Genomic DNA, 17105 nt, shown 5'->3' with positions numbered 1-17105 from the left:
TTTACGATTTTTTCCTGCGTTCCAGCAAATCGGGTTGTTCAATAGGATTTTCGTCTCCCTTAATAGACTTTTCTATCTTCTCGATGTATTCCAGGGAATCATCAATGAAAAATTCAAGATCGGGCATTCTTCGCAGCTGATTCCTTGTGCGTTGAGCCAGTTCGTGCTTGATTTTTGGTTTAATAATATTCAGCTCTTTTAGAAGATCCTTCGCGTCTTTGGAAGGAAATATGCTGAGATAAGCTTTTGCAACAGAAAGGTCTGTAGTCACTTTCACTTTAGAAACCGAGATCAAAATTCCCGTCACCCCTGCATCCCTCAAATGATTCTGAAGAATCTCCGCCAGGTCCTTCTGTAATACTCCGCCTATCTTTTTTTGTCTGTTTGTTTCCATAATACAAAAGTAAGATATATTTTCATAGCGCCGCAGGCGCGGGGAGATGGAAGTTAAGGGTTAAAGGTTAATAGTTAAAGTTGTTATAAGTTATAGGTTGTCAGTTGTCGGTGGAGTAGTGGAAAGAGGAGAGAGGAGAGAGGAAAGTCAGCACGGGGAAATTTTTTTTAGTTAAAGGTTATTGTTCATTGTAGTTTCTATTTCTGCGAGAATCTGCGAATTCTGCGGGAAAAAGAAAAGATTCGTGCATTAGTGGCTAAGTGGAGAGTGGAGAGTGGACAGAGGACAGTCAGCACGGGGGAAAAGGTTAATAGTAGTTCATATTTCTGCGAGATTCTGCGAGATCTGCGGGAAAACAACAAATAACGGGTAAACAGAAAACGGAAAAAAATGAGAAACATAGAACATATAGGAATAGCAGTAAAAGACCTGGAAGCAGCAAACAAAACCTACAGAGCCATTTTAGGAAGTGAACATTACAAAACCGAAGCAGTAGAAAGCGAGGGAGTAATCACCTCCTTCTTTAAAATCGGCGAAAGTAAAATAGAACTGCTCGCTGCCACCAATGCTGATAGCCCTATTGCGAAGTTTTTGGAAAAGAGGGGAGAAGGCATCCACCATATAGCCTTCAATGTAGCCGATATAGAAAAAGAGATTTCCCGCTTACAGGGAGAAGGTTTCACCCTGCTAAACGAAACTCCCAAACCCGGAGCCGACAATAAAATAGTAGCTTTTATGCACCCAAAGAACGGTCACGGAGTGTTGGTAGAATTGTGCCAGGAAAGACCCGAGAATTAAAGAAGCTAAACAATTAAGCCTTGTCTCAAGTCTCATATCTAAAATCTCAATTCTCACTACTCAATTCTCCCTACTAAGAAAGAAACTGAAAAAAGATTTGTAGAGTAAGCGGCAATTACATAAATTTGCGCCCTCATAATACCTAATGAGCCAGTCCTATAGCTCAGCTGGTTAGAGCACCTGACTCATAATCAGGTGGTCCCTGGTTCGAGTCCAGGTGGGACCACACCAGTAAAGACAAAGCTTCCGAGAAATCGGAAGCTTTTGCTTTTTAGGGCGGGTACAACATAGGTACAACAAAATTTAAATTTACTTTAAAGGTGTAACCACCCGAAGGTTTGTCCCAGAGCATTTGTTTTATGAAAATTGAGATTGATCTAATGTTACGTCATATAAACATAGTCTTAAATACTGGAAATTATGATCGAGTTTGGATTGGTAACTATAAATTCGACCTTAAATGTAGAAAACTTTAAGATTCGAATGCTTTAATGAATAATGCTTAGGCAATTCAGAGAACAACCAGGTTCGGACGACCTGAATTTGTGAATTCAGATTTACCAAAATTCTATTAAAAGTGATTAGAAATGTATTCTTTCATTTCTTCTCCAGAAAGCTCCTTAGCACTTGCTAATCTTCTTATGAAAAAGGCATCGTAAGCTTTACCATTTTTTGGTTTTTTAGAAATTGTTATAGGTCTATGGTATCTACTCTGTACTTGCACATAACATATTGTTTTACCTTTAATGTTGTAAAATTTCATATCAGATAAATTCTTATGAAAACCGTTTCCAAAATTGGATTCAATTAAATCATCAAAAAGTAATTTGTAACTATCAATGGTATTCTGTTTTGTCCTAAAATCTGTTTCCTCTAACCCAATAATGTCACCATTATCTTTAACTCCAATTAATACAGCGCCACCGTCGGTATTTGAAAAAGCAGCTATATTTTTCAACACTTCAAATCGTAAACTCTTTTTTAAAGTTTGGCTTTTAGTGCAAAATTGAAATGATGATTTAAATTCTAAATATTTGCCTTCTCCTTTTTTGATAATAGAATCTACTTCTCTTTCTTCAAGAGTTAAAATTCTCCGAGGGAAATCTTCATAATATTCATCTAATTTGGCGAAAAGTTTGTCAATCTCGTTAGGCACCTTTTTATAGATGATTTCAGTATCCGTATTAAAAAGCATTTTAGCAGCGTCTAAAGCTTTTTCATCTCCCGTTAATATTAATCGAGGTAAATCTGGATAATCTTGATTCAAATAATTTAATGTGGCACCTATGAAATCCGGCTTCTCTATCTTTTGGTCATTTCTGATTAAACACTTAATATCTAGTATAACTGCAACAATCTCTTTGTGAATACGGGGCAGTATAGTTTTAAGTTCTTCTAAACTCTTGCCATATGCTAATGCATATCCCTTCGATTGTGCTTTTATTTTAAAATCCTCTTTGAATTCCTCTTTATCATCTATTAATAATATGCTTTTACTCATATTCTGGCTGTTTTAATGGTAATTCAATAGTCAATCTCATACCCTTTTTCAAATCTTCTTTAATATTTAAAGAACCGTGATGTGCTTCTATAATTTTATTTATATAGTATCCTCCAATACCACTACCATTACTATCTATGGATTTCGTTAAAATAGAGGTATATTCTTTTTGAGTTATATTTAATGGTTTACCATTGTTTTGATACTCTATTTCAACAATGTCTCGATTAAAATCAGGCTTTATCTTAAAAGTAATTTTATTATCATTTTTTGATTTATCAAATCCGTGCTCCCTGGCATTGTCAAGAAGAGTATTAATTAGATCTTCAAAGTGAGTTTTTGAAATTTCAATATCAACAGGTATTCCTATTACTTCAATTGTAAAACAATCATTTCGAAACTCATCTTTAATTTTTTGAAAGATTGAAAGTAGCTCGACCTGAGAATAAGTCATGTTTAGGTTTATCGCTTTTTCAACATCTAAGAGTATCACATTTAAAGTTCGAGCTTTTTTTAATGCCCTGTCAATGATTTCTTGTACGCTATTATTTTCGGGTGTTTCGAATCCTTCTTTTGTTATCAAAATTGGGTCATCTTCATCATATTCTTTGTAATTAAAGAGTTCACGTTTAGTTGAAATCCTGTTTAGCTTATCCATCATTATTTCAATACCCGAGAGATTATGTCTTAATTGATGTGTAATAGTTCTCACAACATTTAACTCTCGCTCTTCGGCTTCTTCTTTATAACCTAAACGTTTAAATCTTTCATCAATTCTTGTTTTTTCTGCAGAAATAATAGCTGCTTTTTCTACCTCAATAAATCGGCTTTGAGAATGAATATCAACATATGGAATAATTAATTCCCGTAATTTCGCTAAAGTAATGAATGGTACAATTGATCTGCTTAATCTGTTTTTTATTTGATTTTGAACAATATCACTGTAAAATTGATAGTATAGAAATTCTAGTGATAGATGTTGATTATTTTTAGGGAATATTGCGATAACATTTGGATGTAAAATTATTTCCTCCATCCCTTGCGGGTCAGGTTTAAAATAAGTAGGTTTTAAATTCTCACCAATCTTAGCTAAAAGAAGACATTCTTTATCTATAATATGCCGATTATAATAAGGTTTGTATGAAACATAATCTTTAATGGATTTTTCGGACAACTGCATATCAAGAATTTCTCTTTCTAAATTCTCTATTCTTATGAAAGGTATTCCAGATTCGGTAATTAGGTCTGTTTTATTTTGAAGTTTGGTTCCAGATTTTGTAGTAATTAATTCAGACAGATATGCAGCGTTTCCCGAAACCAACAACTTCCTTATTTCAAAGAAATCATACGTATAGTAACTAGGGTCTAACGTATTAATTTTATTAATATCTTCTAAATTAACTATTTGTGAATAGTTGTTTTCAATATTTTGATGATATATATTTAATATTTCATTAATATCTAAATTTGAAGCTTCAAATACATTTGAGGCCACAATAAATTTCACTTTTCTTTTTAAGAAATTCTCTTTATTCTTGTTTAGAACTAAAATGGAGGATTTGCCATTTGTATATGGTTTTAATGCACCATTAGGTAAACTAATTATTGCTTCGATATAGTCTAAATCTAAAAGTATTTTTCTAACTCTTTGTTCTATTCCGGTTTTAAAAAGAAAACTATCTGAAACTGTGAAAACTGCTTTTCCATTAGGGCTTAATTTAGATAAGCTAAATAACACAAATGCACCAAAACCCTTAGTCCTTCTGGGGAATTTAATGTTCCATATTTCAGAAAGTCGATCAATTTCGTCGAAATGAATTCCGCTCAAAGGTAAATCTGCAATAATCAAGTCATATGAGAGATTGTTGTTTAACTGGCTAAAACAATTTTCAGCTTTTATATTAGCATCAAAATCACCATTCATAATTTGGTTCATTTGAGCAATTTGAGCAACTTTATAATTTACTTCGGAACCATGAATTTTAAGATTACTGTTTACCCTAAAACTTTGGGATAAAAAACCTCCTGTACCACAGACAGGATCGTATAAGGATAGTGCTTCTCTTGGATTTAAAATTGAAATCATCAATTCAATTATTTCCTTAGAAGTACGTATTAAATTTGTCTTTGAATTTTCAGCTTGATGTATTTCAATTACATATTCAAAGGCTTTTCCAAATTCTTCAACCGAAAAATAGTAAGTTTTAAGTTCTTTGAAATTTCTAATTATATTTTTGAGTTCAAAGAAGCGAAGTCTGGTTAAAATATTATTTAAATTTGAGAAAATACTTGTATCGAAATTATATTCTTTTTCTATATATTTTAAATCAGATAACCAATCTTCAACATCATTTTCATTGTTAATTACTGATACGTTATCATAATTTATCTCCTCTGAAGAAAAATCAAGATTTTCAAATTTTATATCAATTAATCTTTTGTAAAAAAAAGAGCTGTTACCACAAATTCCTGCTCTGACACATTCAAAATGCCTCTTGTACTATCAATAAGACTAAAATATGTTCTTAAAAGATTATTCCATTTTGAATCTTCTTTTAATACTACATAACCATTAAAATTGGTGAAAATTGATTGCTCCTTATTTACAATGTTTTTTACTTGATAGGCTTTGAGCTCTTTAAAACTAATGGTACTGATAAGTTCACTATTATTAAATTTTCTGGCAATCTCATTGAAGGTATAAGGTTCAGGTTGTGTTTTTAAAATTTCATACAAGGCTTCGCGTAATTTCATATTTGCTATTTTACCCAAATAAAACGTTTCTAAATTTTATATTAGTTTTTTGCCTTCCTTTTTTATGATTTACTTACTTCTCTCTAAAAAAATTGCGTTGTAAACTCATTATTTTCCCTGTACAGTTTTATCGATGCCTTTAGATAATTATGGAAATGATTATTTCCATCAATAGAGTATTCAAATTAGGCCAATCTAATATAAGATATAAAATTATAATAGAAAGTTGACATATCTCGTTTGGTTCTCATGTTCTGCTGTAATTTGTCAATACGAAATCATATGCTTCTTCTTTATTTTTCTTTTAACTATATTTAATAGGTTGAAAAAGAGGAGTCCATGGATAGATTTATTCTCAATGCCGGAAAGGTACTGGCCAGATGGAGATCACAAATAAATTATTTCCTGGAGGAGAAAGTGCAGGGCAGTAAAACCAACCTTATTCTCTTCCTTCTCTCTTTTTTTATTGTCTTTATTTTAAGCTTCAGCCTTATTTTCAGAATTGGATCCCTTGCTGATAATTATCTCATTTTCCTGGCGCTGTTAATAATAACTGTCTTGGTTCTGGTTTGGGTAGCTATTTTCTACGAATCCAATAAATACCTTGAAACAAACCGTCATAATTTTCAGGTAATCCCCCTTAAAAAATTCCAGGTGAAGTTTGAATTGCTTGATCTGGACCACGAGTCTCAACAACAATTCGTTAGGCTAATGAAAGGACTAAGAGTCCGGAATAAGATCAATTTTACTATGGGGAATAAAAGTGGCGAATCTGCCAATCATCGTATCCTCTTTGTATTGTTTGATGAATTGATCGTAGGTGGAATTCAGGATCTTACCGGAGAGCGTAAGCATAGCTTCTTCACATTATTAATGGATTCCTTTTTAATGAATAGTGAACCGCTAAAAGAGAACACTTTAAAAACCAGTTTTTCCGCTTGGAAAAACGATCAGGAAAAAATTAACTCCCGGAACCAGCGCAAATTCATCAAAAAGGTCTTAGGTATAGAATAATTATAGCAAAATTTTCTTCTTATTCCAATTATCCTATTGATTTATAGGTATTTGCTTTCCTAAGTTTGCCCTGTACAAAATCGTAAAAGGCCTTTTACTTATTCCAATTTTTAATCCTTTAATTATGAATGAGCACAATCAAGTTGTGGTGCTATTGGAAGATATTAAAGTCTTGCTTTCCCACACCAAAAAAGTAATGAACGTGGATGACCTGGCACAATATACTGGGCTATCCAAGAGCAAGATCTATAAGCTTACCCATTTAAAGCTTATACCCATCAGTAATAATCCCAATATTCGTCAGAAGTTTTTTGACAAAGATAAGATTGATGCCTGGCTGTTGGGGGAACCAAATCTTTCTGATGAATTCCTTGAGCATCAATTCAACCAGAGTTTGTTGAAAAACCGTAAGTAGGTTTAGTAACCTAAAACATTTTAAGATGAAAAAACTACCCTATATCCGTGTGGGTACCAGCTACTATAAATTAGTGGCAATGCCCAGTATTGCAGGGAATTTGAATGAAACTTTAGTTCCCTGGAATCTCGAGACACTGCGCCAGGACCACGGAAAGAGTTTTATTGCAGGTATAAAAAGATATGACGGTTTTACCTGTATTCCCAGTCATAGGGATTTTAAGCAGGAACATCATGGGTTTTATAATACGTACTCTCCATTGTTATATAAACCGCAACAGGGGAAGGTCGATCGATCCTTACGGTTTCTTAAGCACATTTTTGGTCCACAATTCGAACTGGGACTGGATTACTTGCAGCTGCTGTATTTAAAACCGCTCCAAATGTTACCTATTCTATGCCTGGTATCAAAAGAAAGAGTTACCAGTAAAACAACTTTCCTCAAATGGCTTAAGGCTATTTTTGATAGTAACCTCACGTACCTTACCAATGATAATTTCAGTAGCCAGTTTAATGTAGACTGGGCAAATAAGCTACTTATCTGTATTGATGAAGTACTGTTCAATAGGGAGGAGCTTACCGAGCGAATAAAATATCTGAGCACTACAGATTTTAATAAGATGGAAGCAAAAGGGAAGGATAAGCGGGAGGTGGAATTCTTCGGAAAATTTATTCTCTGTAGCAATAATGAAGACAATTTTATTAAGATCGATAGTGAGGAAACGCGCTTTTGGGTATTGAAGGTTCCTATTTTAAAAATAGAAGACACTCACTTTTTAGAACAGTTAAAAGCTGAAATCCCAGCCTTATTGCATTTCCTGGAACAGCGGGAGTTGGCTACCTCACACAGTACCCGCATGTGGTTTACCCCGGCACAGATAAAGACAAATGCACTTGAAAATCTGATGCAGAACAATAGGAACCGAGTCGAAAAAGAATTAGCAAGTATGATTCTCGATGTAATGGAGACTTTTGAATTGGAGGAAGTAGACGTTTGTCCGCTGGATGCTTTGCAAGTTTTAAATCGCACCCGGATTAAAACGGACCTGACCCAATTGCGGCAAATATTCAAGAAGGACTGGAAATTAAACAACCAGGATAATTCGCTGAAATATCAAAAAATATTTATGTGGCAGGATGGCGGATTGGGGCTTATTGATGGAAAGGGCCGCTATTATACCGTCACCAAATCTTTCTTACTTCATCACTTTAGTGAAGATCTAAAATGATGATTTGATGACCGACTGATGTAGTAGGGAAAGCCAATGAATATGGGAATTACCGTTGGGTTACACCTCCGTATCGGCATCACAGAAAATGGAGACTTTAGAATACACTTTACTTATTTCTTTATTTTTTGATGAATGATGCCAGATAGTAAATAAGCCCTCTGATAGCAAAGGTTTTCAGCGTCATCATTCTGTCATCGTTTTGTCATCAAAATAAAAATGATGCCAGGCAAAGTGTTGATAGACTGATATTTAAGTTTTAAAGAAAACAAATGAAAAATGGAAAAAACATACTTGCGTGCTGTGAAAGAGCCCGTAATATTTGCATCGTAAAAACGCTTGCAAAATTAGGGCACTTTCCCACCAGAACATCGGAAAAAGAAGCTTGGTTTCTGAGTCCCCTTCGGTCAGAAACGCAAGCCTCTTTCAACGTCTCTGTAGTTAAAAATTTATGGTATGACTTCGGAATGGGAAAAGGAGGTTCAACTATAGACTTGATTATGGCTATAAAGTCCTGCGACCTAATAGATGCCTTAGAATTTTTAAGTGAGGATATTATTACTTATTCTCTTAAACCGCGACTAAAAGAACCTTCTATTAATGAGAAAATTAAAATTAGCACAGTAGAACCACTTAATCTTCCTGCGCTACTCAACTATTTAGAATCCCGAAAAATACCTTTAGAAATCGGGAGGAAATATTGCAGACAGATTTGGTATAGATCTAATGGAAAACAATTCTTCACCATTGGTCTCCAAAATCAGAAGGGTGGCTGGGAACTTAGAAATAAATACTATAAAAATTCCAGCAGCCCCAAAACTTATTCCCTGTTTGAAAGAGGTTCTAAACAGCTACTGATTATTGAAGGGATGTTTGATTTTCTCTCTCTGGCAGCCATCGATGAAGACTTAGTAGAGAGTTCAGATTGTATTATTCTTAATTCCCTGGCTTTTATTGATAGAATTAAAGATATGATTCCAAAGTATGAAATTGTCTTACTGTATTTAGACAATGATCCCGCTGGAAAAAAAGCAGCCAGTTCACTTTTAAGTCTTTTTGATAACATCACCGATTGTAGTGATTGCTATAGTGGATATAAAGATCTCAATGAGAAGTTGAAAAATGAAAATCCTGGAAAAAACAAACAATTGTCCGGAGTAAAAACTAAGGCAAGAAAGTGCTAAAGTTCAATAGCAGTACCAGAGAAAGTACTAAAAAATGTAATGAAAAATCAATTCTAAATCGGAAAGGGAAGCAAGATGTGTCATTGTAATGACATCTTGCTTTGCGCCCGGAGGTTGCAAAGGTTTTAAAAGAAAAAAATGAAAAGGGAATACATCCAGATCCGCTGCTCGATATACGAGAAGAAGCTGCTCCAAAGAAGAGCGGCCAGGGCAGGAATTTCCCTTTCAGAATATATCCGATCTGCGGCCTTTGAAAGAAATATTGTAGAACGGATTACTCCGGAACAACTGGAGGCCTACCAGATGCTGGTTCAATACAAGAATAATTTTACCCGTATTGGGAATATGTTTAAAAAGCGGGATCCAAAGCTGGCTGGGGTTGTGGAAGATCTGGCAAGAGAAATCAGGACACATTTAAAAAAATTTAAAAAATGATAGGGAAAGGACACGCAATAGCCAGTACCGGGGCTTCTATCGAATACGGTTGGAACCAGGAGAAAGAGGCAGAAGTTGTTTTAAAAGAATACCTGGCCGGAGACACTCCCGCTGAGATTACAGAGGAGTTTAAGATTATCCAGTCGCAAAATGAACGATGCCTCAAAAACACCTTAAGCTTTATAGTAAGCCCTACGATTGAAGACGGAAAGGATTTAAGCAAAAGAGACCTGGAAGAAATTGCTAAAAGATTTTTAAAGGAGATGAAGCTGCAAAACCACCAGGCTATTGGTTTTGTCCATCGGGATAAAGCGCATACGCACGTACATATCTATGCCAACCGCATCAGCCTTAACGGGGAAGTTTATAAAGACAGCTTTATCGGAAAAAGAAGCCAGATAGCGGCAGATAATGTAGCAAAGGAATTAGGTCTTAAGAGAGTACAGGAAGTACAAAAGGAAAAAATGCAGGAATTACAAGGAATCCGACTTGAAATCAAAAATATAAATCACCGGGTTCTTCAATCGAAGCCAAAAACCCTGGATGATTACATTAAGAAAATGAGAGCTTATAAAGTGGAAGTGATTCCCACTATTAATAAATCAAATCAATTACAAGGATTCCGTGTAGCATACAAAGGAGTAAACCTTAAAGCAAGTGAGGTAGAACGATCTATGAGTAACAAAATAATCGCCGAGATCTCACAAAACAGAAGCTTTACCAGGTTAAAAGAAGCACCGCAAAACATCAGGGTGTTAGACAAAACCGTGCAGTTAAGTACTAAACTAACCACCAAAATAACCAAAGAACTTATAAAGGGAGCTTTAAGAGCACTGGATACCGGAATAGGAATTTGATATAAATTTTTAAACGATGAAAAAGTTAGACGAAATCATGGAACTGATGGCCGATGAAATGGCTGATTTTAAAAGTAGTGTTCAGGAACTTCAAAAGCTTTGTGAGCAATTATTTAATCTAAGTATTCCCATTAGCACCGAAGCTTTGGAGAAGGAGCTGAACATATTTCTGCAAAAGCAGGAAGCAGAAAAAGAAAAAACAGATGAAATCCTGCAGGGTATCGAAAGGAAATTAAAGCACGCCAAGTTAATACCGAATAATCTGCTCATTCTTTTTGGAATATCAGGAATTCTTGCTTTAGGTTTAGTGGGGTACTTTGCCTATAACTCCCATATAAAACAGGAAGCGAATTTTGAAATCTACCGGACAATTCTGGAAACTCAAAATAAACCGCACGAAGATTATTTTGCCCAATATCCGGAAATCCAGGAGGCCTATTGCGAGTGGTTGGAGGAAAATAAACGGGATTTGTAATGACAAATGATGATGTCGCAAAAACCTTAAATTTGCGACAAATGGCCTGAAACACCCAATAAAATCGTCAAAATTTGCGGCAAAACTGTGATCAAATTGTGTGATTTTTTTTCAACCCTAGTAGTGAAAGTTTGTAAGATTTCCAGTAAATGCATTGGGAAGGCTTGAAATCAGGTAAAAATTTACTGGGCATTAAGATGTAAGTAGGATGCGCCCTATGCTGTTTTTACTTTACGCTTAACTTCCCGTATGCTATAAAAACAGCACAGGAACCTCGCGCAGGTTAGTTATGGTAGAAATGGGGCTTAATAAGTGCTTTTATTCTTTTAAAATTTAATTATCAAGAAGGGTGTAGGAAAAGCACCAGTTTTTTATCTCACCTATCTAAGAGACAGATGTATTTAAATCAACAATTAAATTTTTAGACTAAAACATATTAATTAATGTCTCTCTCACTAATTTTTATAAGCTATTTCAAATTTTTAAATTTAAGTAACAAGACATGGAACTTACAAAATGGTTATAAAAAAATTATCCCGGAAAGAACTATATAACTTGGTTTGGGCAACCTCTATTAAACAAATAACAGAAGATTACTTAGTCTCTTTCCAAAGCTTTAAAAAAATTTGCAGGAACAATAGAATTCCTCTCCCTCCCAATGGGTATTGGTCTAAGAAAAAATTCGGCAAGGCCTCACCTCCAATTCCACTGCCAAAATATGGTACGGAAAAGGAAAATATTATTCTATACAGAAGGGAAGATGAGGATAAAAGAGATTTAGGTGAGTTGTCTGATTGTGACAAACTTAAACTGGAAATAGAGAATGATCCTAAAGTGGACTTGAAGGTTTCTAAAAAACTTTCAAAAAAATTCGATCCAATAGTAAAAGCTACAAAATTCCCTGAAACAGTAAATCATCCGAAAAAAGGCGGTGTATGGGATTATACTAAGCGTTATGATTACGGAGGAATTGGTGTTTCAGTATCTGAAAATCTATTACCTAAAACTTTGCGAATCATTGACACATTAGTGAGGGCCTTAAAGGCTCGGGGCCATACCTTTTCCTTTGTGTATGAGCGTTCATATGTTATAATTAATAGTATTGAAATATCTTTAAGCTTCAGGGAAAGGCATAAACGTATTATTTATACAGATGACTATGGCCATAAAAGAAGTAGACTGGATCCCTTGGGATTATTAATTTTAATTACGGGTGAATATTCTTCCAAAAAAGAATGGAATGAAACAAATACTATTTCTCTCGAAAAAAAATTATCTCAGATAATTGCCTATTTGGAAATAACAGCAGAAGAAGAATTGGATTGGAAAATTGAAAGTGCCAAACGGGAAAAGGAAAGACAGGAGCAAGAAAAAATAGAAAGGCAAAAAGCAGAAATTCGGAACAGGGAAGTTAAAAAGTTAAAAGACCTCATTGCGCTGTCTCGTCAATGGCATGAAACCCAAAAGTTGCGAAAATTCCTATCTCACCTTGAAGAGAATACTGATTTGAATTCTATATCAAATATAGAGATTAAAGAGCTAATAAAGTTTGGGAGGGAAAAAGCGGACTGGTTGGATCCAACAATAGCAAAAAAAGATGAAATACTAGAGGGTGTTAATCCTTATGATTTCTTATGATTGGCTAAAATTATCCGTAGCCTTAAATAACCACTACTTCCTGCACTTTAACATAAACTTTGCAGTTCTGTAAAAGAAACCTATCTTTCGCCTACTACCAACCACTATGGCATTTAACGAAGACTCTAGAGTAAAACTTCCCTCAATTCTACATCTTATACAATTGGGGTATGAATATATTTCTCTTAAGGACACGGAGTGGGATGTCGGCACCAATATTTTTACTGATTTATTTCGGAGATCTATAGGTAAGATTAATCCTAAATTGACAAAAGACGAGATAGATCGGCTATATCAGGAGGTTAGTATAAAATTGGAGAATGAGGATTTAGGTAAGGCATTTTATGAAATGCTAACCGTAAAATCTGGTGTAAAGCTTATAGATTTCGAAAATTTTGAACAGAACGATTTTCACGTAGTTACTGAACTCCCCTATAAAAATGGTGAAGACGAATTTCGTCCGGATATAATTTGCCTTATCAATGGAATGCCACTTGTTTTTATAGAAGTTAAAAAACCTAACAATAAAGATGGCGTAATTGCGGAGCGGGAACGTATTGCTAGGCGTTTTCAGAATAAGAAATTTAGAAAATTTGTAAATATTACACAGTTTATGATCTTTTCTAATAATATGGAATATGATGAAAACGAAATTCAACCTTGGCAGGGTGCGTTTTATGCTTCTCCATCTTACCATAATCCCATATTTAATTACTTCAGGGAAGAAATAGGTTTTAATTATACCCGGATCCTGAATCCTTTAAAAAATGGATCTGAGGATTTCTTATTAAAGGATACAAATTATCAGGTGGTTAAAAACAGTCCTGAATTTCAGACCAATAAAGATCCAAACACACCTACTAACAGGGTAATAACTTCTTTGGTTTCAAAGGATCGATTAAAATTTATGTTGTTTTTTGCGCTGGCGTATGTAAAAGAAACTACTGAGTATCCAAAAACATATCATGCGTTACCCTCAGTTTTTTGCGACAAAAGCTATCGCAAAAAAACTAGATGAGGGTGTTCGAAAAGGAATCATTTGGCATACGCAGGGGAGTGGTAAAACCGCATTAGCCTATTACAATACCCATTACCTCAAACATTATTATCAGCAGAAAAATATCATTCCTAAGTTTTACTTTATTGTAGATCGATTGGATTTATTAGCCCAGGCTCGGGATGAATTTACCGCAAGAGGACTCAAAGTGCATACGGTAAATTCAAAAGAGGAGTTTCTCTCTGATTTAAAGAAGACCACCGCTATAAATAATGATAAAGGACAAACCGAAATAACTGTTGTTAACATCCAAAAGTTTGAGAACGATCCGAATCTAGTTCAGAAGCAAGATTACAATTTAGCTATACAAAGAGTGTATTTTTTGGATGAAGTACACCGCAGTTATAATCCCACGGGTAGCTTCTTGGCCAACTTACAAGAGAGCGATTCAAATGCTATAAAAATTGGGCTTACAGGCACCCCTTTAATAGGATCAGATTTAAAGTCAAAGCAGCTCTTTGGTGACTATATCCATAAATACTATTACAACAAGTCCATTGCAGATGGTTATACCTTGAGGCTAATACGTGAGGAGATAGCAACAGAATATCAAATTAAGCTGAAAAAAGCTTTAGATCAAATTGATATTAGAAAAGGAGATACCGACAAGAAAAAACTGTATGCACATCCATCCTTTGTTGAACCTATGCTCGATTACATTGTAGATGATTTTGAGCAATTCAGGTCCAGACATGATGATAATGACCTTGGGGGAATGGTCATTTGCGACAGCAGCGAGCAAGCAGAGGAACTATATAAAATTTTTAAGAAAAAATACGGTCGTGGTTTTGAAGACATAGAACATTCAGCTGAACAGGAAGAATTAATTTTAGCAGCTGAAGAGCCGGAATCTTATAAAGCAAAACGTAAAGAATCGTACAAGCCGAAAGTTGCCGCTTTGATCCTTTACGACTCCGGTTCAAAAGAAGATTTGGCACGTTGGCGGGATGCTTTTAAAGCAGGAAAAGTAGATTTTCTTTTTGTTTATAATATGTTGCTTACTGGTTTTGATGCCAAACGTCTGAAGAAATTATATTTGGGACGTTTAATTAGGAAGCATAATCTGTTACAGGCTTTAACTCGGGTTAATAGAACTTACAAAACCTATCGTTACGGATATGTAGTAGATTTTGCTGATATCTCTACCGAATTTGATGCTACAAACAGAGCGTATTTTGATGAGCTTCAGGAAACCTTAGGCGATGAAATGGGAAGTTATTCCAATCTTTTTATGTCCAGAGAGGAAATGTTGGCTTCAATTCAGCAGATAAAAGAGACACTGGTTGATTATGACCTGAAAAATGCCGAAATCTTTCAGCAACAGATTTCACAGATCGATGATAGAAAGACGATGCTCGAAATTAAAAAGGCACTTGAAAATTCGAGGGCTTTATATAATATTATAAGGTTGGTTGGCGAATACGAGCTGTTGGAAGAGTTAGATTTTAGACGGCTCAGCACCCTACGAAATGAGGCAGCGAATCGTCTACAATTAATTAATGCCAAACACGCTTTTGAGCACAATGAGGAAATGGGAAACCTCCTAAACGTCGCTTTAGAAGATATTCTGTTTAATTTTAAGAAAATAGGAGAGGAAGAACTTGTTCTGGCTGATAAACTCAAAGACATCCTAAAGAAAACTCGAGAAGGTTTAGCCAATAATTTTGACACCAAAGATCCCCAATGGGTAAGTTTATATGACGAACTTCGCAGACTCTTTCAAAACAAAAACTTGAATGAGATAAGTCAGGAAGAAATGCAAGAGAATTTGCAATCCTTGAGACAAATACACAACAAAGTAAAAGAGCTTAACAGGAAAAATGATTTATTAAAATCCAAGTATGATGGGGATTCTAAATATGCTAGAACTGAAAAGAGGTTGTTGGAAGCAGGAAAACCTTCAAAAATTAAATCACAGATAATGAAAGCTTTGCAACGCATAAAGGAGCAAACCGATCTTACTGTTTTACAACGTCAGGATAGTTTGAATAACGAGAACTATTTTAAACGCGAGGTAGCCCGTATGGTTATGAAAGAGTTTAATGAAACGCTTAATCAAAAGTTGGATTATGAGACTGTCCTTTTTGTCTCAGATATTATTGTAAAAGAATACTTAGATGAATACTATGAGCGACCCGCTTAGTACTTAAATATCAAGATAAGCTTGTCTAAGCTTAATAGAAATAATTGAAATAGAATATGACTCTAGAGAATACTATAAAAACCAAAACCTTGATTGATGACCTAAAGGCTGTATGTGCCGGGTATGGCTTAGGGAATAGCAGTAGTGAGTTTGATATCATTACACAGGCATTTTTGTATAAATACCTTAATGACAAGTTTACCTTTCAGCTTAAAAAAGCAAAACCCGGACTAACTAAAGGGAAGAAGTGGCAAGAGCAGCTTGCTAAAATGGATGATGATGAATATCGTTTGCTACAGTTTGAGCTAGAAAGTAATGCGGCATTTTTGTTTCCCAGGCATCTAATTACGGTGCTTTTTAACCGTCAAAATGAATCTGATTTTGCACAAACTTTAGATGATACCCTTATTGATATTGGGCAAATGAACTCAGGGATATTCTCTGTTACTACAGAAGGGGGTTCAAAAATCCAATTGTTTGACCGGATTACCGAATTTGTAAAAGATGCAAGCAAGCGGGACGATTTTGCACGTGCCATCATCAACAAACTGGTACACGTAAATTTTGAAGAAATCATGGAAGAAGGCTTTGACTTCTTCTCTACAATTTTTGAATACCTCATTAAAGACTATAATAATGATTCAGGTGGTAAGTATGCCGAATATTATACCCCCCAGGCGGTATCAAAAATTATGGCCGCCATATTGGTGCCGGAACCTGAAAATAATGTTACCATTTATGACCCCAGTGCGGGTAGTGGAACTTTGCTTATGAATCTGGCGCACGCCATTGGGCCTAAAAAGTGTACAGTATATTCCCAGGATATTTCGCAAAAATCATCAAACCTGCTGAGACTTAATTTAATTCTTAATAATTTGGTTCATAGTATTGGGAATGTGATTCAGGGCAATACTATGACTGCCCCTTACCACAGAGAGAATGGTCACCTCCGTAAGTTTGATTATATCGTGAGCAATCCGCCGTTTAAGCTGGACTTTAGCGATGATATAGATGAGCTTAAGAAAAAAATAAATCAGAATCGCTTTTTTGCAGGTATCCCCAATGTACCTGAAAAGGCTAAAAATAAAATGGCCATTTACAGCTTGTTCCTGCAACATATCATGTTTTCATTAGCCGAGAAAACAGGTAAAGCAGCTGTGGTGGTACCCACCTAGTTTTATTACGGCGCAATCTGGGATCGATAGAAAGATA

Annotated in this window: 16 protein-coding genes and 1 tRNA gene; 13 read left to right on the top strand and 4 right to left on the bottom strand. The window is 35.1% G+C overall.

Annotation, left to right across the window (positions count from 1 at the left end; genetic code table 11):
* Window position 1 precedes the first annotated feature (1 nt).
* Complete coding sequence (gene rbfA / locus LZ575_RS14560) at window positions 2-394, bottom strand: 30S ribosome-binding factor RbfA (protein WP_235325177.1); 393 nt, start codon at window positions 392-394, stop codon at window positions 2-4.
* A gap of 390 nt (window positions 395-784) precedes the next feature.
* Between rbfA and mce the strand changes: the two genes are divergently transcribed.
* Both mce and LZ575_RS14550 read left to right on the top strand, forming a co-directional pair.
* Window positions 785-1192, top strand: coding sequence for a methylmalonyl-CoA epimerase (gene mce, locus LZ575_RS14555; protein WP_235325176.1), 408 nt, complete (start codon window positions 785-787; stop codon window positions 1190-1192).
* A 152-nt stretch (window positions 1193-1344) separates the two neighbouring features.
* Window positions 1345-1418 (top strand) — tRNA-Ile (locus LZ575_RS14550).
* A 345-nt stretch (window positions 1419-1763) separates the two neighbouring features.
* Here the strand turns inward: LZ575_RS14550 and LZ575_RS14545 are convergent.
* The 3 genes from LZ575_RS14545 to LZ575_RS14535 all read right to left on the bottom strand — a co-directional run bounded on the left by LZ575_RS14545 (window position 1764) and on the right by LZ575_RS14535 (window position 5465).
* Entirely contained in the window at window positions 1764-2693 is a 930-nt protein-coding gene (locus LZ575_RS14545; RefSeq protein ID WP_235325175.1) for an ATP-binding protein, read from the bottom strand.
* Window positions 2686-4842: an N-6 DNA methylase gene (locus tag LZ575_RS14540; protein WP_235330743.1), complete on the bottom strand. Its 2157-nt coding sequence runs from the start codon at window positions 4840-4842 to the stop codon at window positions 2686-2688. The genes LZ575_RS14545 and LZ575_RS14540 overlap by 8 nt, the downstream gene beginning before the upstream one ends.
* Before the next feature lie 281 nt (window positions 4843-5123).
* On the bottom strand, window positions 5124-5465 hold the full coding sequence (locus LZ575_RS14535) for a hypothetical protein (protein WP_235325174.1): 342 nt from the start codon (window positions 5463-5465) through the stop codon (window positions 5124-5126).
* A 321-nt stretch (window positions 5466-5786) separates the two neighbouring features.
* Here LZ575_RS14535 and LZ575_RS14530 point away from each other — a divergent pair, with 321 nt between their 5' ends.
* The 11 genes from LZ575_RS14530 (at window position 5787) to LZ575_RS22635 (ending at window position 17068) form a co-directional block, all read left to right on the top strand.
* On the top strand, window positions 5787-6461 hold the full coding sequence (locus LZ575_RS14530) for a hypothetical protein (protein ID WP_235325173.1): 675 nt from the start codon (window positions 5787-5789) through the stop codon (window positions 6459-6461).
* Between the two features lie 124 nt (window positions 6462-6585).
* Window positions 6586-6876: an AlpA family transcriptional regulator gene (locus LZ575_RS14525; RefSeq protein ID WP_235325172.1), complete on the top strand. Its 291-nt coding sequence runs from the start codon at window positions 6586-6588 to the stop codon at window positions 6874-6876.
* A gap of 25 nt (window positions 6877-6901) precedes the next feature.
* Window positions 6902-8104 (top strand): primase-helicase family protein, encoded by a 1203-nt coding sequence (locus tag LZ575_RS14520; RefSeq protein ID WP_235325171.1) that lies wholly within the window; start codon window positions 6902-6904, stop codon window positions 8102-8104.
* 272 nt (window positions 8105-8376) lie between these two features.
* Window positions 8377-9288, top strand: a complete 912-nt coding sequence (locus tag LZ575_RS14515) for a toprim domain-containing protein (RefSeq protein ID WP_235325170.1) — start codon at window positions 8377-8379, stop codon at window positions 9286-9288.
* A gap of 138 nt (window positions 9289-9426) precedes the next feature.
* Entirely contained in the window at window positions 9427-9723 is a 297-nt protein-coding gene (gene mbpA, locus LZ575_RS14510; protein ID WP_235325169.1) for a mobilization protein MbpA, read from the top strand.
* Complete coding sequence (locus LZ575_RS14505; protein ID WP_235325168.1) at window positions 9720-10580, top strand: relaxase/mobilization nuclease domain-containing protein; 861 nt, start codon at window positions 9720-9722, stop codon at window positions 10578-10580. Before mbpA ends, LZ575_RS14505 begins: the two co-directional genes overlap by 4 nt.
* Window positions 10581-10596: 16 nt before the next feature.
* Entirely contained in the window at window positions 10597-11055 is a 459-nt protein-coding gene (locus LZ575_RS14500; RefSeq protein ID WP_235325167.1) for a DUF6730 family protein, read from the top strand.
* A gap of 516 nt (window positions 11056-11571) precedes the next feature.
* On the top strand, window positions 11572-12693 hold the full coding sequence (locus tag LZ575_RS14495) for a hypothetical protein (RefSeq protein WP_235325166.1): 1122 nt from the start codon (window positions 11572-11574) through the stop codon (window positions 12691-12693).
* A gap of 106 nt (window positions 12694-12799) precedes the next feature.
* Window positions 12800-13711 carry a type I restriction endonuclease gene (locus tag LZ575_RS14490; RefSeq protein ID WP_235325165.1) on the top strand — a complete coding sequence of 304 codons (912 nt, stop codon included), beginning with the start codon at window positions 12800-12802 and terminating at the stop codon, window positions 13709-13711.
* Complete coding sequence (locus LZ575_RS14485) at window positions 13659-15893, top strand: DEAD/DEAH box helicase family protein (protein WP_235325164.1); 2235 nt, start codon at window positions 13659-13661, stop codon at window positions 15891-15893. Before LZ575_RS14490 ends, LZ575_RS14485 begins: the two co-directional genes overlap by 53 nt.
* A 56-nt stretch (window positions 15894-15949) precedes the next feature.
* Window positions 15950-17068 (top strand): class I SAM-dependent DNA methyltransferase, encoded by a 1119-nt coding sequence (locus LZ575_RS22635; protein ID WP_255702621.1) that lies wholly within the window; start codon window positions 15950-15952, stop codon window positions 17066-17068.
* Window positions 17069-17105 lie beyond the last annotated feature (37 nt).

Source organism: Antarcticibacterium sp. 1MA-6-2, from assembly GCF_021535135.1.
Lineage (GTDB): Bacteria > Bacteroidota > Bacteroidia > Flavobacteriales > Flavobacteriaceae > Gillisia.
The sequence above is the reverse complement of the archived record's forward strand: the minus strand, read 5'-3'. Positions and strand labels throughout refer to the sequence as shown.